The organism is Caballeronia sp. INDeC2, assembly GCF_023631325.1.
Taxonomy (GTDB): domain Bacteria; phylum Pseudomonadota; class Gammaproteobacteria; order Burkholderiales; family Burkholderiaceae; genus Caballeronia.
On record NZ_JALQDG010000003.1, the window covers coordinates 665,931 to 688,139 of the forward strand.

A 22,209-nucleotide genomic window follows, 5' to 3' on the forward strand; every position below is an offset into this window, starting at 1 on the left:
ACGCCGAGGCCTCAAGCCCCGATCCACGGCAGCTTGCGAAAACACCATCCCGACACCGTTTTCCGATGCCCCTGCCCATCCTTGTCGCCTTCGAATCCTTCGAGCAGGTCATACGCTTGGGCATAACCCTCTTTCTGCGCCGCGACCGCCGCGAGCTTCGAACGCGCGGCGCTGCGGCACAGAAACACGACAGGCGTATCGGGAGTGGCGACCTGTCGCAATTGTTCGATAAACTCGGCATTCGGCACGGAGCCGGGGTAGCGGATCCACTCGATGTGCGCGTACTGCGCGCCATCAACAGCCGGGCGGCCGACCCAGTCCAGCTCGGCGCGCGTGCGAACATCTATGAGGCGCGCGCGCGGGTCGAGTTGCAGCAGTTCGAACGCTTCGACGGGCGAGAAAGCGCCGGCGTAAGTGAGGTTGTTCTCGGCCGCGCGTTTGCCGGCCTGGCTATAGAGTTGTTCGAGCGTGCTCATGGCGCAGTCTCCGTTAAGCGCAAAGAATCATTCTAGCGTGCTGCGCGAGGCGGGCAGCACGATGCGCAAGTCTGGTGCGCGACGTCGATGGCGCACCGAAAAGGTGCTTTGATTAAACTGGACAAACGGCGACGCACCGAAAAGGTGCGAATCCGATTCGCAGCGCAACAGGGATCGCTTCAAAACGCGCGCTGCTTCAAGCGCTTAGCGCAAAGATGGTGCGCTTGGCACGGAAGCTGCTTTTTCATCCTCGATTGAATCGATGTACAGGATTGGTCGGGGCGGCGAGCGATTCGCCGACTTTTGTTAATCAGGAGATAGGTAATGAGTAAATCCGTGGCCGACGTCATGCAACTCGTCAAAGACGAGGACGTCAAGTTCGTCGACTTCCGTTTCACCGACACGCGCGGCAAAGAACAACACGTTTCGGTGCCGGTCTCGGCATTCGACGAAGACAAATTTGAAAGCGGCCACGCTTTCGACGGTTCGTCCATCGCCGGCTGGAAGGGCATCGAAGCGTCGGACATGCTGCTCGTGCCGGATGCGGACACCGCGTTCATCGACCCGTTCTATGAAGAGTCCACGCTCGTTCTGACCTGCGACGTGGTCGAACCCGCCGACGGCAAGGGCTACGAGCGCGACCCGCGTTCGCTCGCGCGCCGCGCGGAAGCCTATCTCAAGAGCTCGGGCCTGGGCGACACCGCCTTCTTCGGTCCAGAGCCGGAGTTCTTCATTTTCGACTCGGTGCAATGGAACACGGACCAGTCGGGCACGTTCGTGAAGATCGGCTCGGAAGAAGCGCCGTGGTCGTCGGCGAAGGAATTCGAAGGCGGCAACACCGGCCACCGTCCGGGCACGAAGGGCGGCTACTTCCCGGTCGCGCCGGTTGACACGTTCCAGGACATCCGTTCGGAAATGTGTCTGCTGCTCGAACAGATCGGCATTCCGGTCGAAGTGCATCACCACGAAGTGGCGGGCCAGGGCCAGAACGAAATCGGCACCAAGTTCTCGACGCTGGTTCAGCGCGCGGACTGGCTGCAACAGATGAAGTACATCATCCATAACGTGGCGCACACGTACGGCAAGACGGCGACCTTCATGCCGAAGCCGATCGTCGGCGACAACGGTTCGGGCATGCACGTCCACCAGTCGATCTGGAAGGACGGTCAGAACCTGTTCGCGGGCAACGGCTACGCGGGCCTGTCGGAATTCGCGCTGTTCTACATCGGCGGCATCATCAAGCATGCGCGCGCGCTGAACGCGATCACGAACCCGGGTACGAACTCGTACAAGCGTCTCGTGCCGCACTTCGAAGCGCCCGTGAAGCTGGCTTACTCGGCTCGCAACCGTTCGGCATCGATCCGTATTCCGCACGTGTCCAACCCGAAGGGCCGCCGTATCGAAACGCGCTTCCCGGATCCGCTCGCGAACCCGTACCTGTGCTTCTCCGCGCTGATGATGGCGGGTCTCGACGGCGTGCAGAACAAGATTCATCCGGGCGAAGCCGCGGACAAGAATCTGTACGATCTGCCGCCGGAAGAAGACAAGAAGATCCCGACCGTGTGCGCGGGCCTCGACCAGGCACTCGACGCGCTCGACGCGGATCGCGAGTTCCTGACGCGCGGCGGCGTATTCACGGATTCGATGCTCGACGCATACATCGAACTGAAGACGAACGAGCTGCAGCGTTATCGTCAGGCGGTGCATCCGATCGAGTTCGAGATGTACTACTCGCTGTAAAGCGACACACGCCCGCATGATTGAAGCGCGTTTCGTCGCGAGCAGTTCGATGAAGCGCGCGACGCATGCGATGCAGTGAACAAAAAGGGACGGCGCGCCGTCCCTTTTTTAATCGCCGCAATGTCATAGATCGAGAAGAAGATCGGTATCACGAACGACCTCAACCATTGCTCGATGGTGCTAAAGAACCTCATCAAGGCGCGCAAGGGTCATGCCGATGCGCTGACGGACGACTCGCAACTGGCGGGCAGCGGACTGCTTCCGGGATTCGAAGCGCTGCCCACGAACGTGCTCGTTCTGGACATGCGCAATCTCAGGATCGCGTACGCGAACCCATCGGCGGAAGCGATGCTGGAGATGTCGCGCAAGCAGCTGACGCAGATGAACTGGCCCGAGCTCTTCGCGAACGCGGACGAGCTCGCGACCACGATCGCGTCGATCGCGGAGAACCGCTTCAATGCTACGCGGCTCGATGCGGTGCTCGAACGTCAGAGCCGCGAGCCGGTGCACGTGCATGCGATCGTCGGCTATCTCGAAGCGGCGCCGGAGTACGTGCTGCTCGAGCTCTTCGAGAACGAGCGCCATCTGCGCACCGATCGCGAGGAGCGCATTCACGATCTCACCGCCGTCAACAAGCAGCTGATCCGCAATCTCGCGCACGAGATCAAGAATCCGCTCGGCGGCATCCGGGGCGCTGCGCAGTTGCTCGAATTCGAGCTCGGCGCGCGTGAACGCGACGAACTGCGCGAGTACACGCAGGTCATCATCAAGGAATCGGATCGCCTGCAGACGCTCGTCGATCGCTTGCTGGAGCCGCACCGGCATCCGCATATCGTCGGCGATGTGAACATCCACGAAGTATGTGAACGCGTGCGTGCCGTGATCCTCGCGGAGTTTCCGCGCGGCCTCACGATCGAGCGCGACTACGACGTGAGCGTGCCCGACTTGCGCGGCGACAAGGAGCAGCTGATTCAGGCGCTGCTCAACGTCGTGCGCAATGCAGCCGAAGCGCTGAAGGAGCGCATCTCGCAAGGCGATGCGCGCATCGAACTGCGCACGCGCATCGCGCGCAAAGTGACGATCGGCAAGAAGCTGCACAAACTGGCATTGGACTTGCATATCACTGACAACGGTCCCGGCATCCCCAGCGAAATCCGCGACCGGATCTTCTTTCCGCTCGTATCGGGCAGGGAAGACGGCAGCGGACTCGGTCTCACGCTCGCGCAATCGTTCGTGCATCAGCACGATGGCTTGATCGAAGTCGAGAGCCGGCCGGGCTGCACCGAATTCGCCATCCTGCTGCCGTTTGAGAATTGATCACGATCGACCAGCGACGTCACGACAAGCACGTGACACATCAGGCATCGAAGCCTGACCGTTTCGACGGGCTCACACCGAACCATACGAAGACTTCTCGCCGAACGATATGAAGCCGATCTGGATAGTAGACGACGACCAATCCATCCGCTGGGTGCTGGAAAAGGCGCTTGCACGAGAAAACTTCACGACGCGCAGTTTCTCCGGCGTGCGCGATGCGCTCGCCGCGCTCGAAGGAGAAAGCCCGCAAGTGCTCGTCTCCGACATTCGCATGCCGGGCGGCTCCGGCCTGGAGCTGCTGCAGACCGTGCGCGACCGTCTGCCGGGCCTGCCCGTCATCATCATGACGGCGTTCTCGGATCTGGACAGCGCCGTGGCCGCATTCCAGGGCGGCGCGTTCGAATATCTCGCCAAGCCCTTCGATGTCGACAAGGCCGTCGAGCTGATCCGCCGCGCCGTCGACGAAAGCATGCGCGGCGAGGCGGCCGTCGACGAGCGCGTGACGGAGACGCCCGAGATGCTCGGTCAGGCGCCGGCGATGCAGGATATGTTCCGGGCGATCGGCCGCCTGTCGCATTCGGCGGCGACCGTGCTCATCACGGGCGAATCAGGCACCGGAAAGGAGCTTGTTGCGCGCGCCTTGCACCGACATAGCCCACGCGCGAACGGACCGTTCATCGCACTGAACACGGCGGCGATTCCGAAGGATCTGCTGGAGTCCGAACTGTTCGGACACGAGCGCGGCGCGTTCACCGGCGCGCAGGCGATGCGTCAGGGCCGCTTCGAGCAAGCCGAGAACGGCACGCTTTTTCTCGATGAAATCGGCGACATGCCGTTCGATCTCCAGACGCGCCTGTTGCGCGTGCTGTCGGATGGACAGTTCTATCGCGTGGGCGGGCACAATCCGCTGAAGGCGAACGTTCGGGTGATCGCCGCGACGCACCAGAATCTCGATGCGCGCGTGCGGCAGGGCCTGTTCCGCGAGGACTTGTATCACCGGCTGAACGTGATACGCCTGCGCTTGCCGGCGCTGCGCGAGCGCAGCGAGGATATTCCGCTGCTCACGCGCCACTTCCTGCAAAAGAGCGCGCGCGATCTGGGCGTCGAGCCCAAGCGCGTGTCGGACGCGGCGCTCGCGTATCTCGCGTCGCTGCCGTTTCCCGGCAACGTGCGTCAGCTGGAGAACCTGTGCAACTGGCTCACGGTGATGGCGCCCGCGCAGGTGATCGAGCAGAAGGATCTGCCGCCCGATCTCACGCCGCGCCAGGACTACACGCCGGAGGCCATCGCCGTTTCGTCCGATGGCGCGGTGGCTGCGGCTCCGGCGGCGCAGAACGGCGCGAACGCGTCGGCGGCGGTCGCGAGCGTCGCGACGAGCGTATGGGAGAACGGCTTGCGCACGGAAGTCGCGCGCCTCTTGCGCGAAAACTCCGCCGACGTGATGGACGAACTCGCGCGCCGTTTCGAAGCCGCGGTGATCCGCGAGGCGCTCGACTTTACGCGCGGTCGCAAGGTCGAGGCGGCGGAGCGGCTGGGCATCGGGCGCAACACGATCACGCGCAAGATTCAGGAACTGCATCTCGACGCGTGAGCGTCGTCTGAACGGGGATCAGCCGATCGTCGCGATCACGGGCGCGTGGTCCGACGGCTGATCCCATTTGCGCGGCACCTTGTCCACTTCGCATGACGTGCAGCGCGCCGCGAGCTCTTCCGACAGCAGAATGTGATCGATGCGCAGCCCCGCGTTGCGGCGGAACGCCATCATCCGGTAATCCCACCACGTGAAGAGCTTCTCGGGCTGCTCGAACTTGCGGAAGGCATCGGTCAGCCCGAGCCCGACGAACTGTGCGAAGTGCGCGCGCTCCTCGGGCGAGACGAGATTCTGTCCTTCCCAGGCCTTCGGATCGTGCACGTCGCGGTCTTCCGGCGCGATGTTGTAATCGCCCAGCAGCGCAAGCTGCGGGTGGCGCGCCATGTCCTCGCGCAGCCATTCGCGCAGCGCATCCAGCCAGCGCATCTTGTAGGCGAATTTCTCGGAGCCGGGCGCCTGGCCGTTCGGGAAATACGCGCAGACGATGCGCACGCCGTCGATCGTCGCGGCGATCACCCGTTGCTGCAAGTCCTCGAAACCGGGGATGTTGCGCACCACGCTGACTTCATCCACTTCGAAGCCCGCGTCCGCTCGCACCAGAATGCCGACGCCGTTGTACGTCTTCTGCCCCGCGAACCAGCTCTTGTAGCCGGCGGCTTCGAGCTCGGCGCGAGGGAATTTTTCGTCGGGCATCTTCAGTTCCTGAAGGCACAGCACATCGACGCCCGAGAGCGCGAGCCAGTCGATGACGTGTTGCTGGCGGACCTTGAGGGAATTGACGTTCCAAGTGGCGATTTTCATGAATCCCTGTCTTCTTCGTAGAGCGCGGCGGTGCGCCGAAGCCACGATTCTAGCGGAGCGGCGCGGCTAGTCCCGCGTCCGCGGCGACAGTGTTTTTACGCGATTTTTACGGCCCCGTTCCCACCTTTGTCGCGGCCTTTACGTCCATTTCCTTAATCTCGACCCTGTCCAGAACCACACAAGGGGAGAACACGACAATGGACCTGCTTTACCTCGCCGGCATCGTCCTTTTCTGGGGACTGTGCGTGGCGCTCACGGGCGGCTGCGAGCGTTTGCGCCGCCGCGTGCCCGGAGGCCGCCCATGAACGCCTGGATGCTGTGGCTCGCGGCAGCCTCGACGCTGCTGCTTCTCGTGTACCTCGTGTACGCGCTTCTGCGTGCGGAGGATCTCGAATGAACGCCAATACCTTGATGCAGACGGCGATCTTCATCGTCGTGCTCATCGCGCTTGCGATACCGCTCGGGCGCTACATGGCGGGCGTGTTTGACGGCACGTCGGTCGTCGTGCGCAAGATCGGGCGTCCCGTCGAAGCGATGCTCTACCGCATCGCCGGCGTCGATCCCGGTGCCGAGATGTCGTGGAAGCATTACGCGCTCGCCGTACTGCTCTTCAACGTCCTCGGCGCGCTCGTGCTGTACGCGCTGCTGCGCCTGCAAGGCATGTTGCCGCTCAATCCGCAGTCGATGAGCGGCATGACGCCCGACGCCGCGTTCAACACCGCCGTCAGCTTCGTGACCAACACGAACTGGCAGGACTACGGCGGCGAAAGCACGCTCGGCTATCTCGAGCAGATGGTCGGCCTCACCGTGCAGAACTTCCTGTCGGCGGCGACGGGCATCGCGGTCGTCGTCGCGCTGATTCGCGGCTTCAAGCGGCACTCGGCGCAGACCATCGGCAACTTCTGGGTCGATCTCACGCGCACGACGCTGTACATTCTTGCGCCGCTCGCCGTCGTCTTCGCGCTCGTATTCGTGAGCCAGGGCGCGATCCAGAACTTCAAGGCGTATCAGGACGTGCCGACACTTCAGGTCACGCGCTATCAGACGCAATCGACTAACGCGCAGGGCAAGTCCGTCACGCAGACGCTTACGGCCGACAAGCAGGCATTGCCGATGGGCCCGGTCGCCTCGCAGGAAGCGATCAAGATGCTCGGCACGAATGGCGGCGGTTTCTTCAACGCCAACTCCGCCCATCCGTACGAGAACCCGACGCCGTTCTCGAACTTCATGCAGATGCTCGCGATGCTCATCATCCCGGCGGCGCTGTGCGTCGTGTTCGGCCGCACGGTCGGCGACGGCCGGCAAGGCTATGCCGTGCTCGCGGCGATGACCATCGCGTTCGCGGCCGCGTGCGTCGGCGAGATCTCGGCGGAGCAGGCGGGCAATCCGCTGTACGCATCGCTGAACGTCGATACGCACGCATCCCCAACGCAGGCCGGCGGAAACATGGAAGGCAAGGAAACGCGCTTCGGTATCGCGCAATCGGGCATCTTCACGGTCGCGACCACGGCGGCTTCGTGCGGCGCGGTCGCGAACACGCACGACTCGCTGACGCCTTTGGGCGGCCTCGTGCCGATGCTGCTGATCCAGCTCGGCGAAGTGATCTTCGGCGGCGTCGGCTCGGGGCTCTACGGCATGCTCGTCTTCGCGCTGCTCGCCGTGTTCGTCGCGGGTCTCATGATCGGACGCACGCCCGAATACGTCGGCAAGAAGATCGAGTCGTTCGAGATGAAGATGGTGTCGATCGCGATCCTGCTTACGCCGCTGATCGTGCTCGTGGGCACGTCGATCGCCGTGCTCACGGCATCGGGCACCGTGGGCATCGCGAATCCGGGCGCGCACGGCTTCTCCGAAATCCTCTACGCGTTCAGCTCGGCTGCCAACAACAACGGCAGCGCGTTCGGGGGGCTTTCGGTGAACACGCCGTTCTACAACTCGATGCTCGCCATCGCGATGTGGTTCGGCCGCTTCGGCTCGATCGTGCCGGTGCTCGCCATCGCGGGCTCGCTCGCGGCGAAGAAACGTCTTGCCGTGACCGCCGGCACGCTGCCGACGCACGGTCCGCTCTTCGTGGTGCTGCTGCTAGGCACGCTGCTGCTCGTCGGCGCGCTCACGTATGTGCCCGCGCTCGCGCTCGGTCCCATCGTCGAACATATCACCATGATTGCAGGCCACTGAATTCGAGAACAGCATGACTCAATCTAATCAACCTCCGCTGCATCGCCCGGAGAATCTCGGGCAGGCGCGCACGGCGTCGCGCTCGATGTTAGACCCGGCGCTCGTGAAGCCCGCGATCGTCGATGCGTTCAGGAAGCTCGGGCCGCGCACGCAGCTGCGTAATCCGGTGATGTTCTGCGTCTATGTCGGCAGCATTCTGACGACGGTGCTCTTCGTCGCCGCGCTCGCCGGCCAGGCCGAAGCGCCCGCCGGCTTCATCCTCGCGATCGCGTTGTGGCTGTGGTTCACCGTGCTCTTCGCCAACTTCGCGGAAGCGCTCGCGGAAGGGCGTTCGAAGGCGCAGGCGGCGTCGTTGCGAAGCGCGAAGCACAACGTGATGGCGAAGAAGCTCAACGAGCCGCATCCGAAGTCGCCGATCCGCATCACGACGTCGACCGATCTGCGCAAGGGCGACGTCGTGCTCGTCGAAGCGGGCGACGTGATCCCCGCCGATGGCGACGTGATCGATGGCGTCGCGTCCGTCGACGAATCCGCGATCACGGGCGAATCCGCGCCGGTGATCCGCGAGTCGGGCGGCGACTTCTCGTCGGTGACGGGCGGCACGCGCGTGCTCTCGGACTGGATCGTCGTGCGAGTGTCGGTCAATCCGGGCGAGGCGTTTCTCGATCGCATGATCGCGATGGTGGAGGGCGCCAAGCGCCAGAAGACGCCGAACGAGATCGCGCTGACGATTCTGCTCGTCGCGCTCACGCTCGTGCTGGTCTTCGCTACGGCCACGCTGCTGCCGTTCTCGATGTTCTCCGTGGAAGCGGCGAAGCAGGGCCACGTCGTCACGATCACCGCGCTCGTCGCACTGCTCGTGTGCCTGATTCCGACGACGATCGGCGGGCTGCTCTCCGCGATCGGCGTGGCGGGCATGAGCCGCATGATGCAGGCGAACGTGATCGCCACGTCGGGCCGCGCGGTCGAAGCGGCGGGCGACGTCGACGTGCTGTTGCTCGACAAGACCGGCACGATCACGCTCGGCAATCGCCAGGCGTCGACGTTCGTCGCGGCGCCGGGCATCGCCGAGCGCGATCTCGCCGATGCGGCGCAACTCGCATCGCTCGCCGATGAGACGCCGGAAGGCCGCAGCATCGTCGTGCTGGCGAAGCAGCGCTTCGACATCCGAGAGCGCGACATGGCGACGCTGCACGCGACGTTCCTCGCGTTCACGGCGCAGACCCGCATGAGCGGCGTCGATCTTCACGATCGCGAGATCCGCAAGGGCGCGGCCGACGCGGTGAAGAAGTATGTCGAAGAACACGGCGGGCGTTTTCCGCAGGACGTGCAGAACGCCGTCGACGAGATCGCGCGTCGCGGCAGCACGCCGCTCGTCGTCGCCGAGCGCGTGAACGAAACGACGCGTGCGCTCGGCGTGATCGAACTGAAGGACATCGTGAAGGGCGGTATTCGCGAGCGTTTCGCGGAGCTGCGCAAGATGGGCATCAAGACGGTGATGGTGACGGGCGACAACCGCCTGACGGCCGCGGCGATCGCGGCGGAAGCGGGTGTCGACGACTTTCTCGCCGAAGCGACGCCCGAGGCCAAGCTCGCGACGATTCGCGACCATCAGGCGCAGGGGCGGCTCGTCGCGATGACCGGCGACGGCACCAACGACGCGCCCGCGCTCGCCCAGGCCGATGTCGCGGTGGCGATGAACACCGGCACCAAGGCCGCGAAGGAAGCGGGCAACATGGTCGACCTCGATTCGAATCCGACGAAGCTGATCGAGATCGTCGAGATCGGCAAGCAGATGCTGATGACGCGCGGCTCGCTCACGACGTTTTCCATCGCGAACGATGTGGCCAAGTACTTCGCGATCATCCCGGCCGCGTTTGCGACGACGTATCCGCAGTTGCGCGTGCTCGATTTGATGCATCTCGCGTCGCCTGCGTCGGCGATTTTGTCGGCGGTGATCTTCAATGCGCTGATCATCGTGTTTCTGATTCCGCTTGCGTTAAAGGGCGTTAAGTATCGGGCGCTGGGTGCGGCCTCGTTGTTGCGGCGGAACCTGCTGATCTATGGACTGGGCGGGATTCTGCTGCCGTTTCCGTTCATCAAGCTGATCGACATGACGATCAGCGCGCTGGGCTGGAGTTGATCGTTTCTTTTATCGAGGCACGTACATCATGAAGAATCTTCTGCGTCCCATGCTGGTGTTGTTCGTCGCGTTGAGCGTCGTGACGGGCGTGGTTTATCCGGCGGTCGTGACCGCGATCGGACAGGCGGCGTTTGCGCATCAGGCGAATGGCAGTCTGATCGAGCGCGATGGCAAGGCCATCGGTTCCGAGATCATCGGACAGCAGTTCGATGCGCCTGGGTATTTCTGGGGCCGTTTGTCCGCGACGACGCCGAATCCCTACAACGCTGCGAATTCCAGCGGATCGAATCTCGGACCGACGAATCCCGCTCTCGCGGATGAGGTCAAGGCGCGGATCGCCGCGTTGCATGAGCTCGATCCGGGCAATCGGGCTGCCGTGCCTGTCGATCTCGTGACTTCGTCGGGGAGCGGGCTCGATCCGGATATCAGTCCTGCGGCCGCGGCTTATCAGGTTCCTCGCGTTGCGAAGGAGCGCGGGATGTCGGTGGCGGAGGTCGAGGCGATTGTCGCTCGGGCCACGAGCGGGCGGCAGTTTGGTTTGCTCGGAGAGCCCAGGGTGAATGTGCTTAAATTGAATCTTGATTTGGATGAGAAGCACGTGGGGCGGTAGGGGGTTTTTTTTTCGCCGGATCCCGTTTTCTTTTTGGTTTATTAGCGTTGCCCCTGTGCGGGGCGGCAGTCACTTTCTTTGCTGCTGCAAAGAAAGTAACCAAAGAAAGCAGCTCGATAAGCCCGCGGTCACACGCAGTTTGGCCATGCGTGCCAGGCGATCGTGGGCTCAGTAGAGAGTGCCCTCAATGGCCCCGCCGGGCTTGGATCGCGCACGGTCTGACAAGCTAGTACTCTGAGCGTGCTGGTTCAGCATCAAATAGCACCGGCACAGCGCTACGCGCTGCCGCAGGGTATGCAAGGGACAACATCGGTCTGCACGTGCAGTGAGATGGAGGCGTTAGTAAAGAAGGTTCGGCAAACCCGATTGACCGGTCGGCCGCGAAGCGGGCCGAAGCCATTTGGCGCTGAGCCAGTGAGTGAAGCGGTGCGAGGCGACAGACCGTGCGCGAGCCAAGCCCGGTCAAACCTTTGAGGGCGACACTTAGGCAGCCCACGATCACATGGCACGCGTGGCCAAACTGCGTGTGACCGCGGGCGTATCGAGCTGCTTTCTTTGGTTACTTTCTTTGCAGCAGCAAAGAAAGTGACTGCCGCCCCGCACAGGGGCAGAGCCAATAGACCGACACGAACACAGGGTTCCATAGAAGCCCGAGCAAACCAAAGCAAAGCGAAGCAAAAAAACAGAACCATGCCCCGCCCAACCCCCGACGAACTCATCGACAAACTTCACCGCGAGGAAGAAAAACGCCAACGCGGAAGGCTGAAGATCTTCTTCGGCGCCTCCGCCGGCGTAGGCAAAACCTTCGCGATGTTGCAAGCCGCCCGCCGCCGCGACGAAAACGTAGAAGTCCTCGTTGGCATCGCAGAAACACATGGCCGCAAGGAAACGCTCGCCCTGCTAGAAGGGCTCGAAACACTGCCGCCCGCGCGCATCGAATATCGTGGCCGTCTGCTCGCCGAATTCGACCTCGACGCAGCCCTCGCAAGAAAGCCCCAACTCATCCTCGTCGACGAGCTCGCACATTCGAACGTCCAAGGCGCGCGCCACATGAAGCGCTGGCAGGACGTGCAAGAACTGCTCGATGCGGGCATCGACGTGTACACGACCGTCAACGTCCAGCACCTCGAAAGCCTGAACGACATCGTCGGGCGCATCACCGGTATTCGCGTCTGGGAGACCGTGCCCGACCGCGTCTTCGATCTCGCCGATGAAGTCACGCTCGTCGATCTGCCGCCCGAAGAACTGCTCGACCGTCTGCGCGAAGGCAAGGTCTACCTGCCGCAGCAAGCCGAGCACGCGGTGCGCAACTTCTTTCGCAAAGGCAACCTGATCGCGCTGCGCGAGCTCGCGTTGCGTCGCACGGCCGATCGCGTCGATGCGCAAATGCGCGAATATCGCGCCGATCAGTCGATCGAACGCATCTGGCGTGCGCGCGAGCGGCTCATCGCGTGCATCGGGCCAGGACCGGAAAGCGCGACGCTCGTGCGCGCGGCCGCGCGGCTCGCCGCCGCGCTCAAGGCAGACTGGCTCGCCGTCTATGTCGAAACACCGAAGCTGCAACGGCTTTCCGACGACATCCGCCGCCGCACGCTCGATGCGCTCAAGCTCGCCTCCGAACTCGGCGCGGAAACGGTCACGCTCGATGGCGCCGATGCCGCCGCGACGCTCATCGACTATGCGCACATGCGCAACGTGTCGAAGCTCGTCGCGGGCGCATCTTCGAGTGAGGGATGGCGGCGCGTGTTCGCACGGCCGGTGAGCGAGCGCATCATCCGGCAAGGCTCGGATATCGACGTGACGCTCGTTTCGACCGGCGCGCGCGACGAGCGACGCCGCACGCTCGCGCAGGTTTTCGGCATCCGGCGCGACGGCGCGCACTCGCCGCCGCGCGCCTATCTCTTCGCGCTCGCGATCGGCGGCGGCATCACGCTCGTCGCCGACATGCTGGCCGCGCATCGGTTCGCGCTCACGAATCTCGTGATGCTCTACCTGCTCGGCGTGATCTTCGCGGCGGTGCGCCTCGGGCGCGGGCCGGGCGTGATGCTGTCGTTTCTCTCCGTCGCCGCGTTCGATTTTTTCTTCGTGCCGCCCGAGCTGTCTTTTTCCGTGACGGACACGCAGTATCTGCTGACCTTCATCGTGATGCTGCTGACCTCGCTCACGATCAGCCATCTGACGTCGAGCCTGCGGCGCGAGGCGCGCATCGCGTCGCAACGGGAGCGGCGCACCGGCGCGATGTACGCGATGACCAAGGAGCTCGGCGCGGCGCTGATGACCGAGCAGATCATCGAGATCGGCACGCGGCACGTCGCGGAAGTATTTCAGTCGAAGGTCGCGATGCTGTTGCCCGACGCCGCCGAGAAAGTGCGGCAGAAAGTGGGCGAGCCCGATCCCGACGTGACGCTCGATGCCGCGCGTCTCGATCTCGACATCGCGCAATGGGTCTACGACCAGCAAAAGCCCGCGGGCCGCGGCACCGAAACCCTGCCCGCGAGCCAGGCGCTCTATCTGCCGCTGAAAGCGCCGATGCGCACGCGCGGCGTGCTTGCGCTCGCGACCGAGCGCGAGGCCGAACTCGCGGTGCCCGAACAGCGCCGCATGATCGAAACGTTCGCGTCGCAGATCGCGCTCGCGCTGGAGCGTGTGCATTACGTCGAGATCGCGCAGGACGCGCTCGTCAACATGGAATCGGAGCGCTTGCGCAACTCGCTGCTGTCCGCGATTTCGCACGATCTGCGCACGCCGCTCACGTCGATCGTCGGCTTCGCGTCGGTGCTGGAGGAACGCGCGCGTGAAATCGGCGGCGACGCGGATGAATCGCAGGAACTCGTGCACGCGATCCACGAGGAAGCGCTGCGCATGAGCGGGCTCGTGACCAATCTGCTCGACATGGCGCGCTTGCAGGCGGGCGCGATTCGCCTGAACCGCCAATGGTCGATGCTCGAAGAGACCGTGGGCGCCGCGCTCGCGACCTCGCGCCGCGTACTCGCGGGACGCGCCGTGCAAGTGCGCGTGCCCGCCGATCTGCCGCTTCTGCAACTCGACGCCGTGTTGATGGAGCGGCTCTTCGCGAATCTGCTGGAAAACGCCGCGAAGTACACGCCGTCCGCGACGCCGATACACATCGGCGCGGCGCTGGAGCACGACGGCGATGCGCGCTTCGTGCGCGTATGCATCGACGATGAAGGCTCGGGCGTGCCCTCCGGCATGCAGACCCGTCTCTTCGACAAGTTCACGCGCGGCGAGAAGGAATCGGCGCAACCGGGCATCGGGCTCGGTCTCGCGATCTGCCGCGCGATCGTCGAGGCGCATGGCGGGCGGATCGGCGTCGAAAATCGCTTGGATGCGAGCGGACGCATACCAGGCGCGCGCTTCTGGTTCACGCTGCCGGCCGACGATGCCCCGCCCGAAGTTGCGCCGCCCGATGAAGACATCGAATCGAAGGCGGCGGCGCCAGGAGCGGGCGATGCCTGATGCGGACGTATCGGTCGTCGTCATCGAGGACGATCCGCAGATTCGCCGCGTCGTGCGCGCGACGCTGCATGCGCACGGCATGACGGCGATCGAAGCCGATACGGCCGCCGCCGGTCTGCGCGAAGCCGCGACGCGCAAGCCCGATCTGATCGTGATCGATCTCGGCTTGCCGGATGCGGACGGCATCGACGTCATTCGCGAGTTGCGCGGCTGGACGCGCACGCCGGTGATCGTGCTCTCGGCGCGCACGAGCGAGCAGACGAAGGTCGCCGCGCTCGATGCGGGCGCCGACGATTATCTGACCAAGCCCTTCGGCGTGCCCGAACTGCTCGCGCGCATGCGTGCGCAGTTGCGGCGCAACGCGCAGACGCACGACGAGACGCCGACGGTTTGCTTCGGCGATATCGCCGTCGATCTGGGCAAGCGGCAGGTGATGCGCGATGGGCAGCCGGTGCGCCTCACGCCGATCGAATACAAGCTCTTGACGGTGCTGATGCGTCACGCGGGCTGCGTGCTCACGCATCGGCAGTTGCTGCGCGAAGTGTGGGGACCGGAGCAGGTCGGAAACGCGCATTATCTGCGCGTGTACATGGGGCATCTGCGGCAGAAGCTGGAGCGTGACCCCGCGCAGCCCGCGCATATCGTGACGGAGACGGGTGTCGGATACCGGCTTGCCGGCGTTGGGTAGCGCGGCGAATTATGATGTCGTCTCACCGCAAACCAGCAAACGATCGATGAGCCAACCGACCTTGAACGGGCAACGCGTGCAGCTTCGCCCGCTACAACGCGATGACCGCGCCGCCTTGCTCGACGCCGCCGCCGATGGCGAACTCTGGAATCTCAACGTGACGGTCGTGCCGAACGAAGACACGATCGACCGCTATCTCGACACCGCGCTCGCGGGCCGCGATGCCGGCACGGTGATGCCGTTCGCGATCGTGCGGGCCGATGACGGGCGCGTCGTCGGCAGCACGCGCTACTGGAAGATCGATCGCGCGAACCGCAAGCTCGAAATCGGCCATACGTGGCTCGCGGCATCGACGCAACGCACCGGCATCAACACGGAAGCGAAGTATCTGCTGCTCGCGCGCGCGTTCGACGCGATGAACTGCGTGCGCGTGCAGTTCACCACCGACGAGCTCAACGAGAAATCGCGCGCGGCGATACTCGGCATCGGCGCGAAACAGGAAGGCATCGTGCGGCACGAGCGCATCATGCCCGACGGCCGCAAGCGCAACTCGGTGCGCTTCTCGATCATCGACGACGAATGGCCCGGCGTCAAAGCGATGCTGCTCGCGAAGCTCAACCGTCGAGCGTAGCCGTCGCCTTCAGCGCCTTCAGTGCCTTCACACGCGCTTTCATGAACGCGACGAAGCCGTGCGTGACGGTGTCGTCCCGTGCATCTTGCCATGCGAGGCCGACGCGCCATCGCGCGGCCTGATCGCGCAAGGTCAGCACGCGCGCATCGCGCAGCAGGTATTGCGCACGCGACGGCAGAAACGCGGCGCCCACGCCACCCGCCACGGATGCGAGCACGGACTGGATATCGTCCGCTTCCTGAATCACGCGCGGGACGAAGCCGTGCCCGGCGCACCAGCGATCGATTTGCGCGGCGAGGCCCGGCCCGCGCGTGCGCGACAGCGCGATGAATCCCGGCTCGTTCAGCGCGTTCAGATCGGCGGGTAGACGCTTGTAGCGCGTGTGCTCGGGCACGGCGAGCGCGAGCGTTTCGTCGAGCACGGCGAAGCCGGAAAGCCCCGCGCTCGCAGGCATCCGCATGAAGCCCACATCGAGCTTGTTCGCGAGAATGCGGCGCGTCTGCTCGTGCGACGACAGATCGTGCAGCGTGATGCTCACGCCCGGATTGAGCGCGCCGAATTCGGCGATCAGCTTCGGCACGTGCGTGAGCGTCGACAGGCACAAGCCGACGCGCAGAAACCCGCGTGCGCCGCTCGCGGCTTCGCGGGCGCGCACGAGCACGGCGTCGGCGTCGCGCACGAGCGATTGCGCATCGGCGATGAAGCCCGCGCCGAACGCCGTCAGATCCGCGCCGTGACGTCCGCGCTCGAAGAGACGCGCGCCGAGGCTCGCTTCTAGCGCGGCGATCTGCTTGCTGAGCGCGGGCTGGCTGAGGTGCAGCGCGTCGGCTGCGCGGCCGAAATGGCGCAAGTCCGCGATGGTGAGGAAGGCGCGCAGGAGTTTCAGTTCCATCGGATGTTCGATTCCATTTGGCGATCGAATCGATCGAAACATTCATTTTACTTATCGATGGGCGAGCGGTTCAATGAGGCCATCTACTCGTTTGTTCGGGAGCCTCGCTTGAATGCCGCTTCGTTTCGCATCGCCGTGACCGTGCTCGATTCGCAACATGCCGATGCCGCGCGCCATTGTGCGCCGATTGCCGGCAAGCTCGCCGAGGCCGCATGTCAGGACGTACAGCTGGTGGTGTTTCCACAACTGAGCATCCGCGCGGCGGACGACCTGTCGCGTGCCGAATCGTTCGATGGCCCTTCGATCCGCGCGATCGCCGCCGCCGTGGACGATACCGGCGTCGCGGCGGGCGTCGGCTGGATCGAGCGCACCGAAGACAAACGCCTCTACGACAGCTACGCGATTCTCTTCCCGGGCGGCGCGCGCGTGCGTCATCGCAAGCTGCATGCGTCGCATCGTGGATTGCAAAGCGGCGAGCGCTTCACCGTGTTCGATTCGCCGTTCGGCGCACGCATCGGCATTCTGATCGGCGATGACAACGACGTCGTCGAGAACGTGCGAATGACGGCGCTCATGGGCGCGACGCTGCTCATCGCACCGATGCGCGATCAACGAACGCAGCGCGCGACGCTCGCCGCGCGCGCCGCCGACAACGGCATGTACATCGCGTGCAGCCATGCGTCGAGCGACGAGGCGCTGATCGCTGGGCCGGACGGCCGTATGCTCGCCCGTCGTGCATCGGCGAATAGCGGGCTCATCGTCGCGGACGTGCAGCCGTCGTTGGCCGCGACGAGCGCCGGTCGCCGGGCGCTGTCCGCGCGCCGTCCCGAACTCTACGAACCGCTCGCGCGGCAGGGCATTGCCTATCCGCTCACGATCGAACCGGAACGCGCCACGCCGCGCGGTTCGCTGCCGCTTAGTTTCGCCGTGGTCGGACGCCATCGCGTCATGCGCTGAATCGAACGCCGCACGGCTTTTCTGTCCCGATACAATCGAGCAAATACAGCGGACGAACAGCCTGCCACGGAGGTTTCGCACATGGACTTGATCATTCGCCGCGCGTCGCTCGCGGATTCGCGCGGGCTTGTCGATATCGGCATGGAAATGGGGCGCATCGCCGCGATCGAGCCGCATCTGGCCGCCACCGCACGCGAGGAAATCGATGCGAACGGCGCGCTCGTCACCGCGCCTTTCGTCGATGCGCACTTTCACATGGACGCGACGCTTTCCTATGGTTTGCCGCGCGTGAATGCGTCGGGCACGCTGCTCGAGGGCATTGCGCTGTGGGGCGAGCTGAAGCCCGAGCTCACGCAGGAAGCGCTCGTCGAGCGCGCGTTGCAGTATTGCGACTGGGCCGTGGCGCGCGGGCTGCTCGCGATCCGTTCTCACGTCGATGTCTGCGATCCGCGCCTGCTGGCCGTGGAGGCGCTTGTCGAAGTCAAACGCCGCGTGAAGCCGTATCTCGATCTGCAACTCGTCGCGTTTCCGCAAGACGGCGTGTTGCGCAGCGCGGGCGCGTTCGACAACCTGAAGCGCGCGATCGCGATGGGCGTCGATGTGGTCGGCGGCATTCCGCACTTCGAGCGCACGATGGCCGACGGCGCGGCGTCGGTGAAACTTCTCTGCGAATACGCGGCGGAGCAGGGCTTGCGGGTCGATATGCACTGCGACGAATCCGACGATCCGATGTCGCGCCACATCGAAACGCTCGCGGCGCAAACGCATCGTCTCGGACTGCACGGCCGCGTGACCGGCTCGCATCTCACGTCGATGCATTCGATGGACAACTACTACGTCAGCAAGCTCATTCCGCTGATGCGTGAAGCGGGCGTCGCGGCAATCGCGAATCCGCTCATCAACATCACGCTGCAAGGGCGTTCGGATACTTACCCGAAGCGGCGTGGCATGACGCGCGTGCCGGAACTGATGGCGGCCGGCATCACGGTCGCGTTCGGCCACGATTGCGTGATGGACCCGTGGTACAGCCTCGGCTCCGGCGACATGCTCGAAGTCGCGCACATGGGTCTGCACGTCGCGCAGATGACCGGCGTCGATGCGATGCGCGCGTGCTTCGATGCGGTGACGAAGCATCCGGCGCGCATTCTCGGGCTGGAAGGCTATGGCATCGAAGTGGGCTGCAACGCGGATTGCGTCGTGCTCGATGCGCGCGATCCTATCGAAGCGATTCGGCTGCGCGCGGCGCGCACGGCCGTCGTGCGACGCGGCAAGGTGGTCAGCCGAAGCCCCGCCGTTCGCGCGACGCTGGCGCTGGAAGGGCGGCCATCGGAGATCGATTTCAGGATCGACAGGCGATAAAAAACCCGGTCCCTTGCCTGCGGACCGGGTTTTTTTCGGCGGCTAAGATCAGTGTGCCGCTTGGCCCGACATGCCGTTATGACGCAGCAATGCGTCGATGTCCGGTTCGCGTCCGCGGAACGCCTTGAACGAATCCATCGCCGGGCGGCTGCCGCCGACTTCGAGAATCTCGCGGCGATAGCGCGTGCCCGTGGTCGCGTCGAGCACCGAGCCGTTGCCGGCCTTCGCGGCTTCCTCGAACGCGGCGTACGCATCCGCCGACAGCACTTCGGCCCACTTGTAGCTGTAGTAGCCCGCCGCGTAGCCGCCCGCGAAGATATGGCTGAACGTGTTCGGCCAGCGCGAGAACGGCGCTTGCGGAATCACATGGAACTTCTCGTTGATCGCGCGCGCGAGATCGTTCACGTTCTGCGTCGCGTTCGCGGGATCGTAGGACGTGTGCAGCACCATGTCGAACATCGAGAAGACGATCTGGCGCAGCGTGCCGAGACCGCTCTGGAAGTTCTTCGCGGCGAGCATCTTGTCGAACAGTTCGCGCGGCAGCGGCGCGCCGGTTTCGACATGCGCGGACATGTCGGTCAACACGTCCCACTCCCAGCAGAAGTTCTCCATGAACTGCGACGGCAGTTCGACCGCATCCCATTCGACGCCGTTGATGCCCGATACGCCCAGCTCGTCGATGCGCGTCAGCATGTGATGCAGACCGTGCCCGAACTCGTGGAACAGGGTGATGACTTCATCGTGCGTGAAGCAGGCGGGCTTGCCGCCGACCGGCGCCGAGAAATTGCACGTGAGATAGGCGACCGGCGTCTGCACGCCGCCCTGTGTGCGCTTGTGGCGCGAGCGGGCGTCGTCCATCCACGCGCCGCCGCGCTTGCCTTCGCGCGCGTAGAGGTCGAGATAGAACTGCGCGACGAGCGTGCCGTCCTTGTTCTCGACGCGGAAGAAGCGCACGTCGGGGTTCCATACGGCGGCTTCGTCGCGGCGGATCGACACGTTGAAAAGCGTTTCGGTGACCTTGAAAAGGCCCTTCAGCACGGCTTCCTGCGGGAAGTATTGCTTCACTTCGTTCTCGGAGAACGAGTAGCGCTTCTGGCGCAGCTTCTCGGCCGCATACGCGATATCCCACGGCTGAAGCTCGGGCATGCCGAGCTCGGTCGCGGCGAACGCGCGCAGTTCCATCCAGTCGTTTTCGGCATACGGGCGGGCGCGCTTGGCGAGATCCTCGAGGAACGCGATCACTTGCGCGGGCGATTCGGCCATCTTCGGCGCGAGCGATACTTCCGCGAAGTTCTGATAGCCGAGCGTCTTCGCTTCTTCCTCGCGCAGCTTCAGATTCTCGACGACATTGGCCGTGTTGTCCCATTCGGCCTTGCCGTCGCCGTAGGTTGGGCCCAGCTCCGACGCGCGCGTGACATACGCGCGATACATCGCTTCGCGCATCGGCCGATGTTCGGCATATTGCAGCACCGGGAAATACGACGGGAAGTGCAGCGTGAATTTCCAGCCGGCTTTGCCATCACGTTGAGCGGCTTCGCGGGCCGCTTCGATCACGTCGTCGGGCAGGCCGGCGAGGTCGCGTTCCTGCGTGACGATGTACGCGTACGCGTTGGTCGAATCGAGTACGTGATCGGAGAATGCCTTCGAAAGCGCCGCCTGTTCTTCCTGCAACTGCGCGAAACGCGGCTTGCGGTCTTCGGGCAATTCAGCGCCCGACAGACGGAAATCGCGCAGCGAGTTTTCCAGAATCTTTTTGCGCTCGGCCGATAAACCCGCGAATTCCGGACCGGCGGCGATCGCCTTGTACTTCTCATACAGCGCCAGATTCTGCCCGACGCTCGCGGAAAATTCGGTGACGCGCGGCAGGTTTTCGGCGTGCGCGGCGCGCAGTTCGGGCGTATCGGCAACGGCGTTCAGATGGCCGATGACGCCCCACGCGCGCGACAATTTTTCCGATTCCTGCTCGACCGCCTCGACGACGTCCTTCCAGGTCGCCGGCGTGTCCGGCGCGCTCGCGCGGTCGACGGCGGCTTTCGCGTCGGCGAGCAGCACGTCGAGCGCGGGCGTGACGTGCGCGGGCTGAATCTCGCCGAAACGCGGAAGATCGGAAAAATCGAGCAGCGGATTGGCCGCTGCCGGGGTGGACGTGGTGTCGCTCATGACTCTCCCGTTCTGTGTTGGATGAAGCCTGGGCGGGGATGGGTGCGAATACCGGCACCCCGCGCCGGCTCTCTCCGAGATTATTGGGGCGGGCGGGGCAAATTCCAATCGATTGTTTTTAAGGGGCCGATTAATGCCGCCCCGCGCCGATGTTCACGCCTGCGCGGCGCGCTCGGCCGCTTCGATCGTATTGACCAGCAGCATGGTGATGGTCATCGGGCCGACGCCGCCCGGCACCGGCGTGATGAACCCGGCCACTTCTCTAACGCCCGCGAAATCGACGTCGCCGCACAGCTTGCCTTCGTCGTTGCGATTCATGCCGACGTCGATCACGGTTGCGCCCGGCTTCACCATGTCGGCGGTCAGAATGTTGCGGCGTCCGACCGCGGCGACGATCACATCGGCATCGCGCGTGTGCTTCGCGAGGTCGCGCGTCTTGCTGTGGCAGATGGTGACGGTCGCTCCGGCTTCGAGCAAGAGAAGCGCCATTGGCTTGCCGACGATGTTCGAGCGGCCGATCACCACCGCGTTCGCGCCTGTCAGGTCGATGTCGTGCGCCTCGAACATCTTCATTACGCCATAGGGCGTGCACGGACGAAAGAGCGGCTTGCCGGTCATGAGCGCGCCCGCATTGGCGACGTGAAAGCCGTCGACGTCCTTCTCCGGCGCGATGGCCTCGATGACCTTGTGGCTATCGATGTGCGCGGGCAGGGGCAACTGCACGAGAATGCCGTGGATCGAAGGATCGGCGTTGAGCTTCGCGATATGCGCGAGCAACTCGTTTTCGGCGAGCGTCGCGGGGAAGCGGTCCATCACCGAATGCATGCCGTTGTCGTGGCACGCCTTCACCTTGTTGCGCACGTAGACCTCGCTCGCGGGATTGTCGCCGACGAGCACGACGGCCAGGCCCGGCTTGTGTCCACGGGCGGTGAGGGCGGCGGCGCGCCGGGCGACGTCGGCGCGGAGGGTCTTGGAAAGGGCGTTGCCGTCGATGAGTTGGGCAGTCATGGCGAATCGGATCGAGGATGGGCGAGGGCGCGCGAGGGCGTAAAGCCGACGCCGCGCCCGCCGCTTTCGGGCGGCGGCGGTGCGCGGCGCTCGCGCATGGTGCTGGGCGCAATGTCGGGAAATACGCCTCTGGGAAGGGCGAAATTATACCGCCGGGCGCTATCGCGCGTTCCGGCCCGCC

The 22,209-nt window shown here is 64.4% G+C and carries 18 protein-coding genes; 13 read left to right on the forward strand and 5 right to left on the reverse strand.

Annotated elements, in window-relative coordinates:
- Nucleotides 1-11: 11 nt before the first annotated feature.
- A complete protein-coding gene (locus NCS28_RS04880) occupies nt 12-476 on the reverse strand; it encodes a rhodanese-like domain-containing protein (protein WP_250512728.1) in 465 nt (154 codons plus the stop codon).
- A 324-nt stretch (nt 477-800) separates the two neighbouring features.
- Between NCS28_RS04880 and glnA the strand changes: the two genes are divergently transcribed.
- From glnA to ntrC, 3 genes are all read left to right on the forward strand, one after another.
- A complete protein-coding gene (gene glnA / locus NCS28_RS04885; RefSeq protein ID WP_061119874.1) occupies nt 801-2,216 on the forward strand; it encodes a type I glutamate--ammonia ligase in 1,416 nt (471 codons plus the stop codon).
- 174 nt (nt 2,217-2,390) lie between these two features.
- A complete protein-coding gene (glnL, locus tag NCS28_RS04890; RefSeq protein WP_250512729.1) occupies nt 2,391-3,533 on the forward strand; it encodes a nitrogen regulation protein NR(II) in 1,143 nt (380 codons plus the stop codon).
- Between the two features lie 109 nt (nt 3,534-3,642).
- Entirely contained in the window at nt 3,643-5,124 is a 1,482-nt protein-coding gene (ntrC, locus tag NCS28_RS04895) for a nitrogen regulation protein NR(I) (protein WP_250512730.1), read from the forward strand.
- Between the two features lie 18 nt (nt 5,125-5,142).
- Here ntrC and xth read toward each other — a convergent pair whose 3' ends face one another.
- On the reverse strand, nt 5,143-5,925 hold the full coding sequence (xth, locus tag NCS28_RS04900) for an exodeoxyribonuclease III (protein ID WP_250512731.1): 783 nt from the start codon (nt 5,923-5,925) through the stop codon (nt 5,143-5,145).
- A gap of 197 nt (nt 5,926-6,122) precedes the next feature.
- Here xth and NCS28_RS04905 point away from each other — a divergent pair, with 197 nt between their 5' ends.
- From NCS28_RS04905 to NCS28_RS04940, 8 genes are all read left to right on the forward strand, one after another.
- Nucleotides 6,123-6,230 carry a potassium ABC transporter ATPase gene (locus NCS28_RS04905; protein WP_250512732.1) on the forward strand — a complete coding sequence of 36 codons (108 nt, stop codon included), beginning with the start codon at nt 6,123-6,125 and terminating at the stop codon, nt 6,228-6,230.
- Entirely contained in the window at nt 6,227-6,322 is a 96-nt protein-coding gene (kdpF, locus tag NCS28_RS04910; protein ID WP_250512733.1) for a K(+)-transporting ATPase subunit F, read from the forward strand. The genes NCS28_RS04905 and kdpF overlap by 4 nt, the downstream gene beginning before the upstream one ends.
- The gene (gene kdpA, locus NCS28_RS04915) at nt 6,319-8,103 is read left to right on the forward strand and encodes a potassium-transporting ATPase subunit KdpA (protein ID WP_250512734.1); all 1,785 of its coding nucleotides are present in this window, start codon (nt 6,319-6,321) and stop codon (nt 8,101-8,103) included. The genes kdpF and kdpA overlap by 4 nt, the downstream gene beginning before the upstream one ends.
- Nucleotides 8,104-8,188: 85 nt before the next feature.
- Nucleotides 8,189-10,246: a potassium-transporting ATPase subunit KdpB gene (gene kdpB, locus NCS28_RS04920; RefSeq protein ID WP_250513058.1), complete on the forward strand. Its 2,058-nt coding sequence runs from the start codon at nt 8,189-8,191 to the stop codon at nt 10,244-10,246.
- Between the two features lie 28 nt (nt 10,247-10,274).
- Nucleotides 10,275-10,856 (forward strand): potassium-transporting ATPase subunit KdpC, encoded by a 582-nt coding sequence (gene kdpC, locus NCS28_RS04925; protein WP_250512735.1) that lies wholly within the window; start codon nt 10,275-10,277, stop codon nt 10,854-10,856.
- 690 nt (nt 10,857-11,546) lie between these two features.
- Entirely contained in the window at nt 11,547-14,333 is a 2,787-nt protein-coding gene (locus NCS28_RS04930; protein ID WP_250512736.1) for a DUF4118 domain-containing protein, read from the forward strand.
- On the forward strand, nt 14,326-15,021 hold the full coding sequence (locus NCS28_RS04935) for a response regulator (protein ID WP_250512737.1): 696 nt from the start codon (nt 14,326-14,328) through the stop codon (nt 15,019-15,021). The genes NCS28_RS04930 and NCS28_RS04935 overlap by 8 nt, the downstream gene beginning before the upstream one ends.
- Before the next feature lie 46 nt (nt 15,022-15,067).
- The gene (locus NCS28_RS04940; protein ID WP_250512738.1) at nt 15,068-15,652 is read left to right on the forward strand and encodes a GNAT family N-acetyltransferase; all 585 of its coding nucleotides are present in this window, start codon (nt 15,068-15,070) and stop codon (nt 15,650-15,652) included.
- On the opposite strand, the gene NCS28_RS04945 is transcribed toward NCS28_RS04940, so the two are convergent.
- Nucleotides 15,636-16,544 (reverse strand): LysR family transcriptional regulator, encoded by a 909-nt coding sequence (locus NCS28_RS04945; protein WP_250512739.1) that lies wholly within the window; start codon nt 16,542-16,544, stop codon nt 15,636-15,638. The genes NCS28_RS04940 and NCS28_RS04945 overlap by 17 nt on opposite strands.
- Before the next feature lie 108 nt (nt 16,545-16,652).
- On the opposite strand from NCS28_RS04945, the gene NCS28_RS04950 reads away from it, so the two are divergent.
- Together NCS28_RS04950 and NCS28_RS04955 are read left to right on the forward strand one after the other, a co-directional pair.
- On the forward strand, nt 16,653-17,501 hold the full coding sequence (locus tag NCS28_RS04950; RefSeq protein ID WP_250512740.1) for a nitrilase-related carbon-nitrogen hydrolase: 849 nt from the start codon (nt 16,653-16,655) through the stop codon (nt 17,499-17,501).
- 81 nt (nt 17,502-17,582) lie between these two features.
- Complete coding sequence (locus NCS28_RS04955; protein ID WP_250512741.1) at nt 17,583-18,860, forward strand: amidohydrolase family protein; 1,278 nt, start codon at nt 17,583-17,585, stop codon at nt 18,858-18,860.
- 48 nt (nt 18,861-18,908) lie between these two features.
- Here the strand turns inward: NCS28_RS04955 and NCS28_RS04960 are convergent, their stop codons facing one another.
- Nucleotides 18,909-21,020, reverse strand: a complete 2,112-nt coding sequence (locus tag NCS28_RS04960) for a M3 family metallopeptidase (RefSeq protein ID WP_250512742.1) — start codon at nt 21,018-21,020, stop codon at nt 18,909-18,911.
- A gap of 153 nt (nt 21,021-21,173) precedes the next feature.
- On the reverse strand, nt 21,174-22,028 hold the full coding sequence (gene folD, locus NCS28_RS04965) for a bifunctional methylenetetrahydrofolate dehydrogenase/methenyltetrahydrofolate cyclohydrolase FolD (RefSeq protein WP_250512743.1): 855 nt from the start codon (nt 22,026-22,028) through the stop codon (nt 21,174-21,176).
- Nucleotides 22,029-22,209 lie beyond the last annotated feature (181 nt).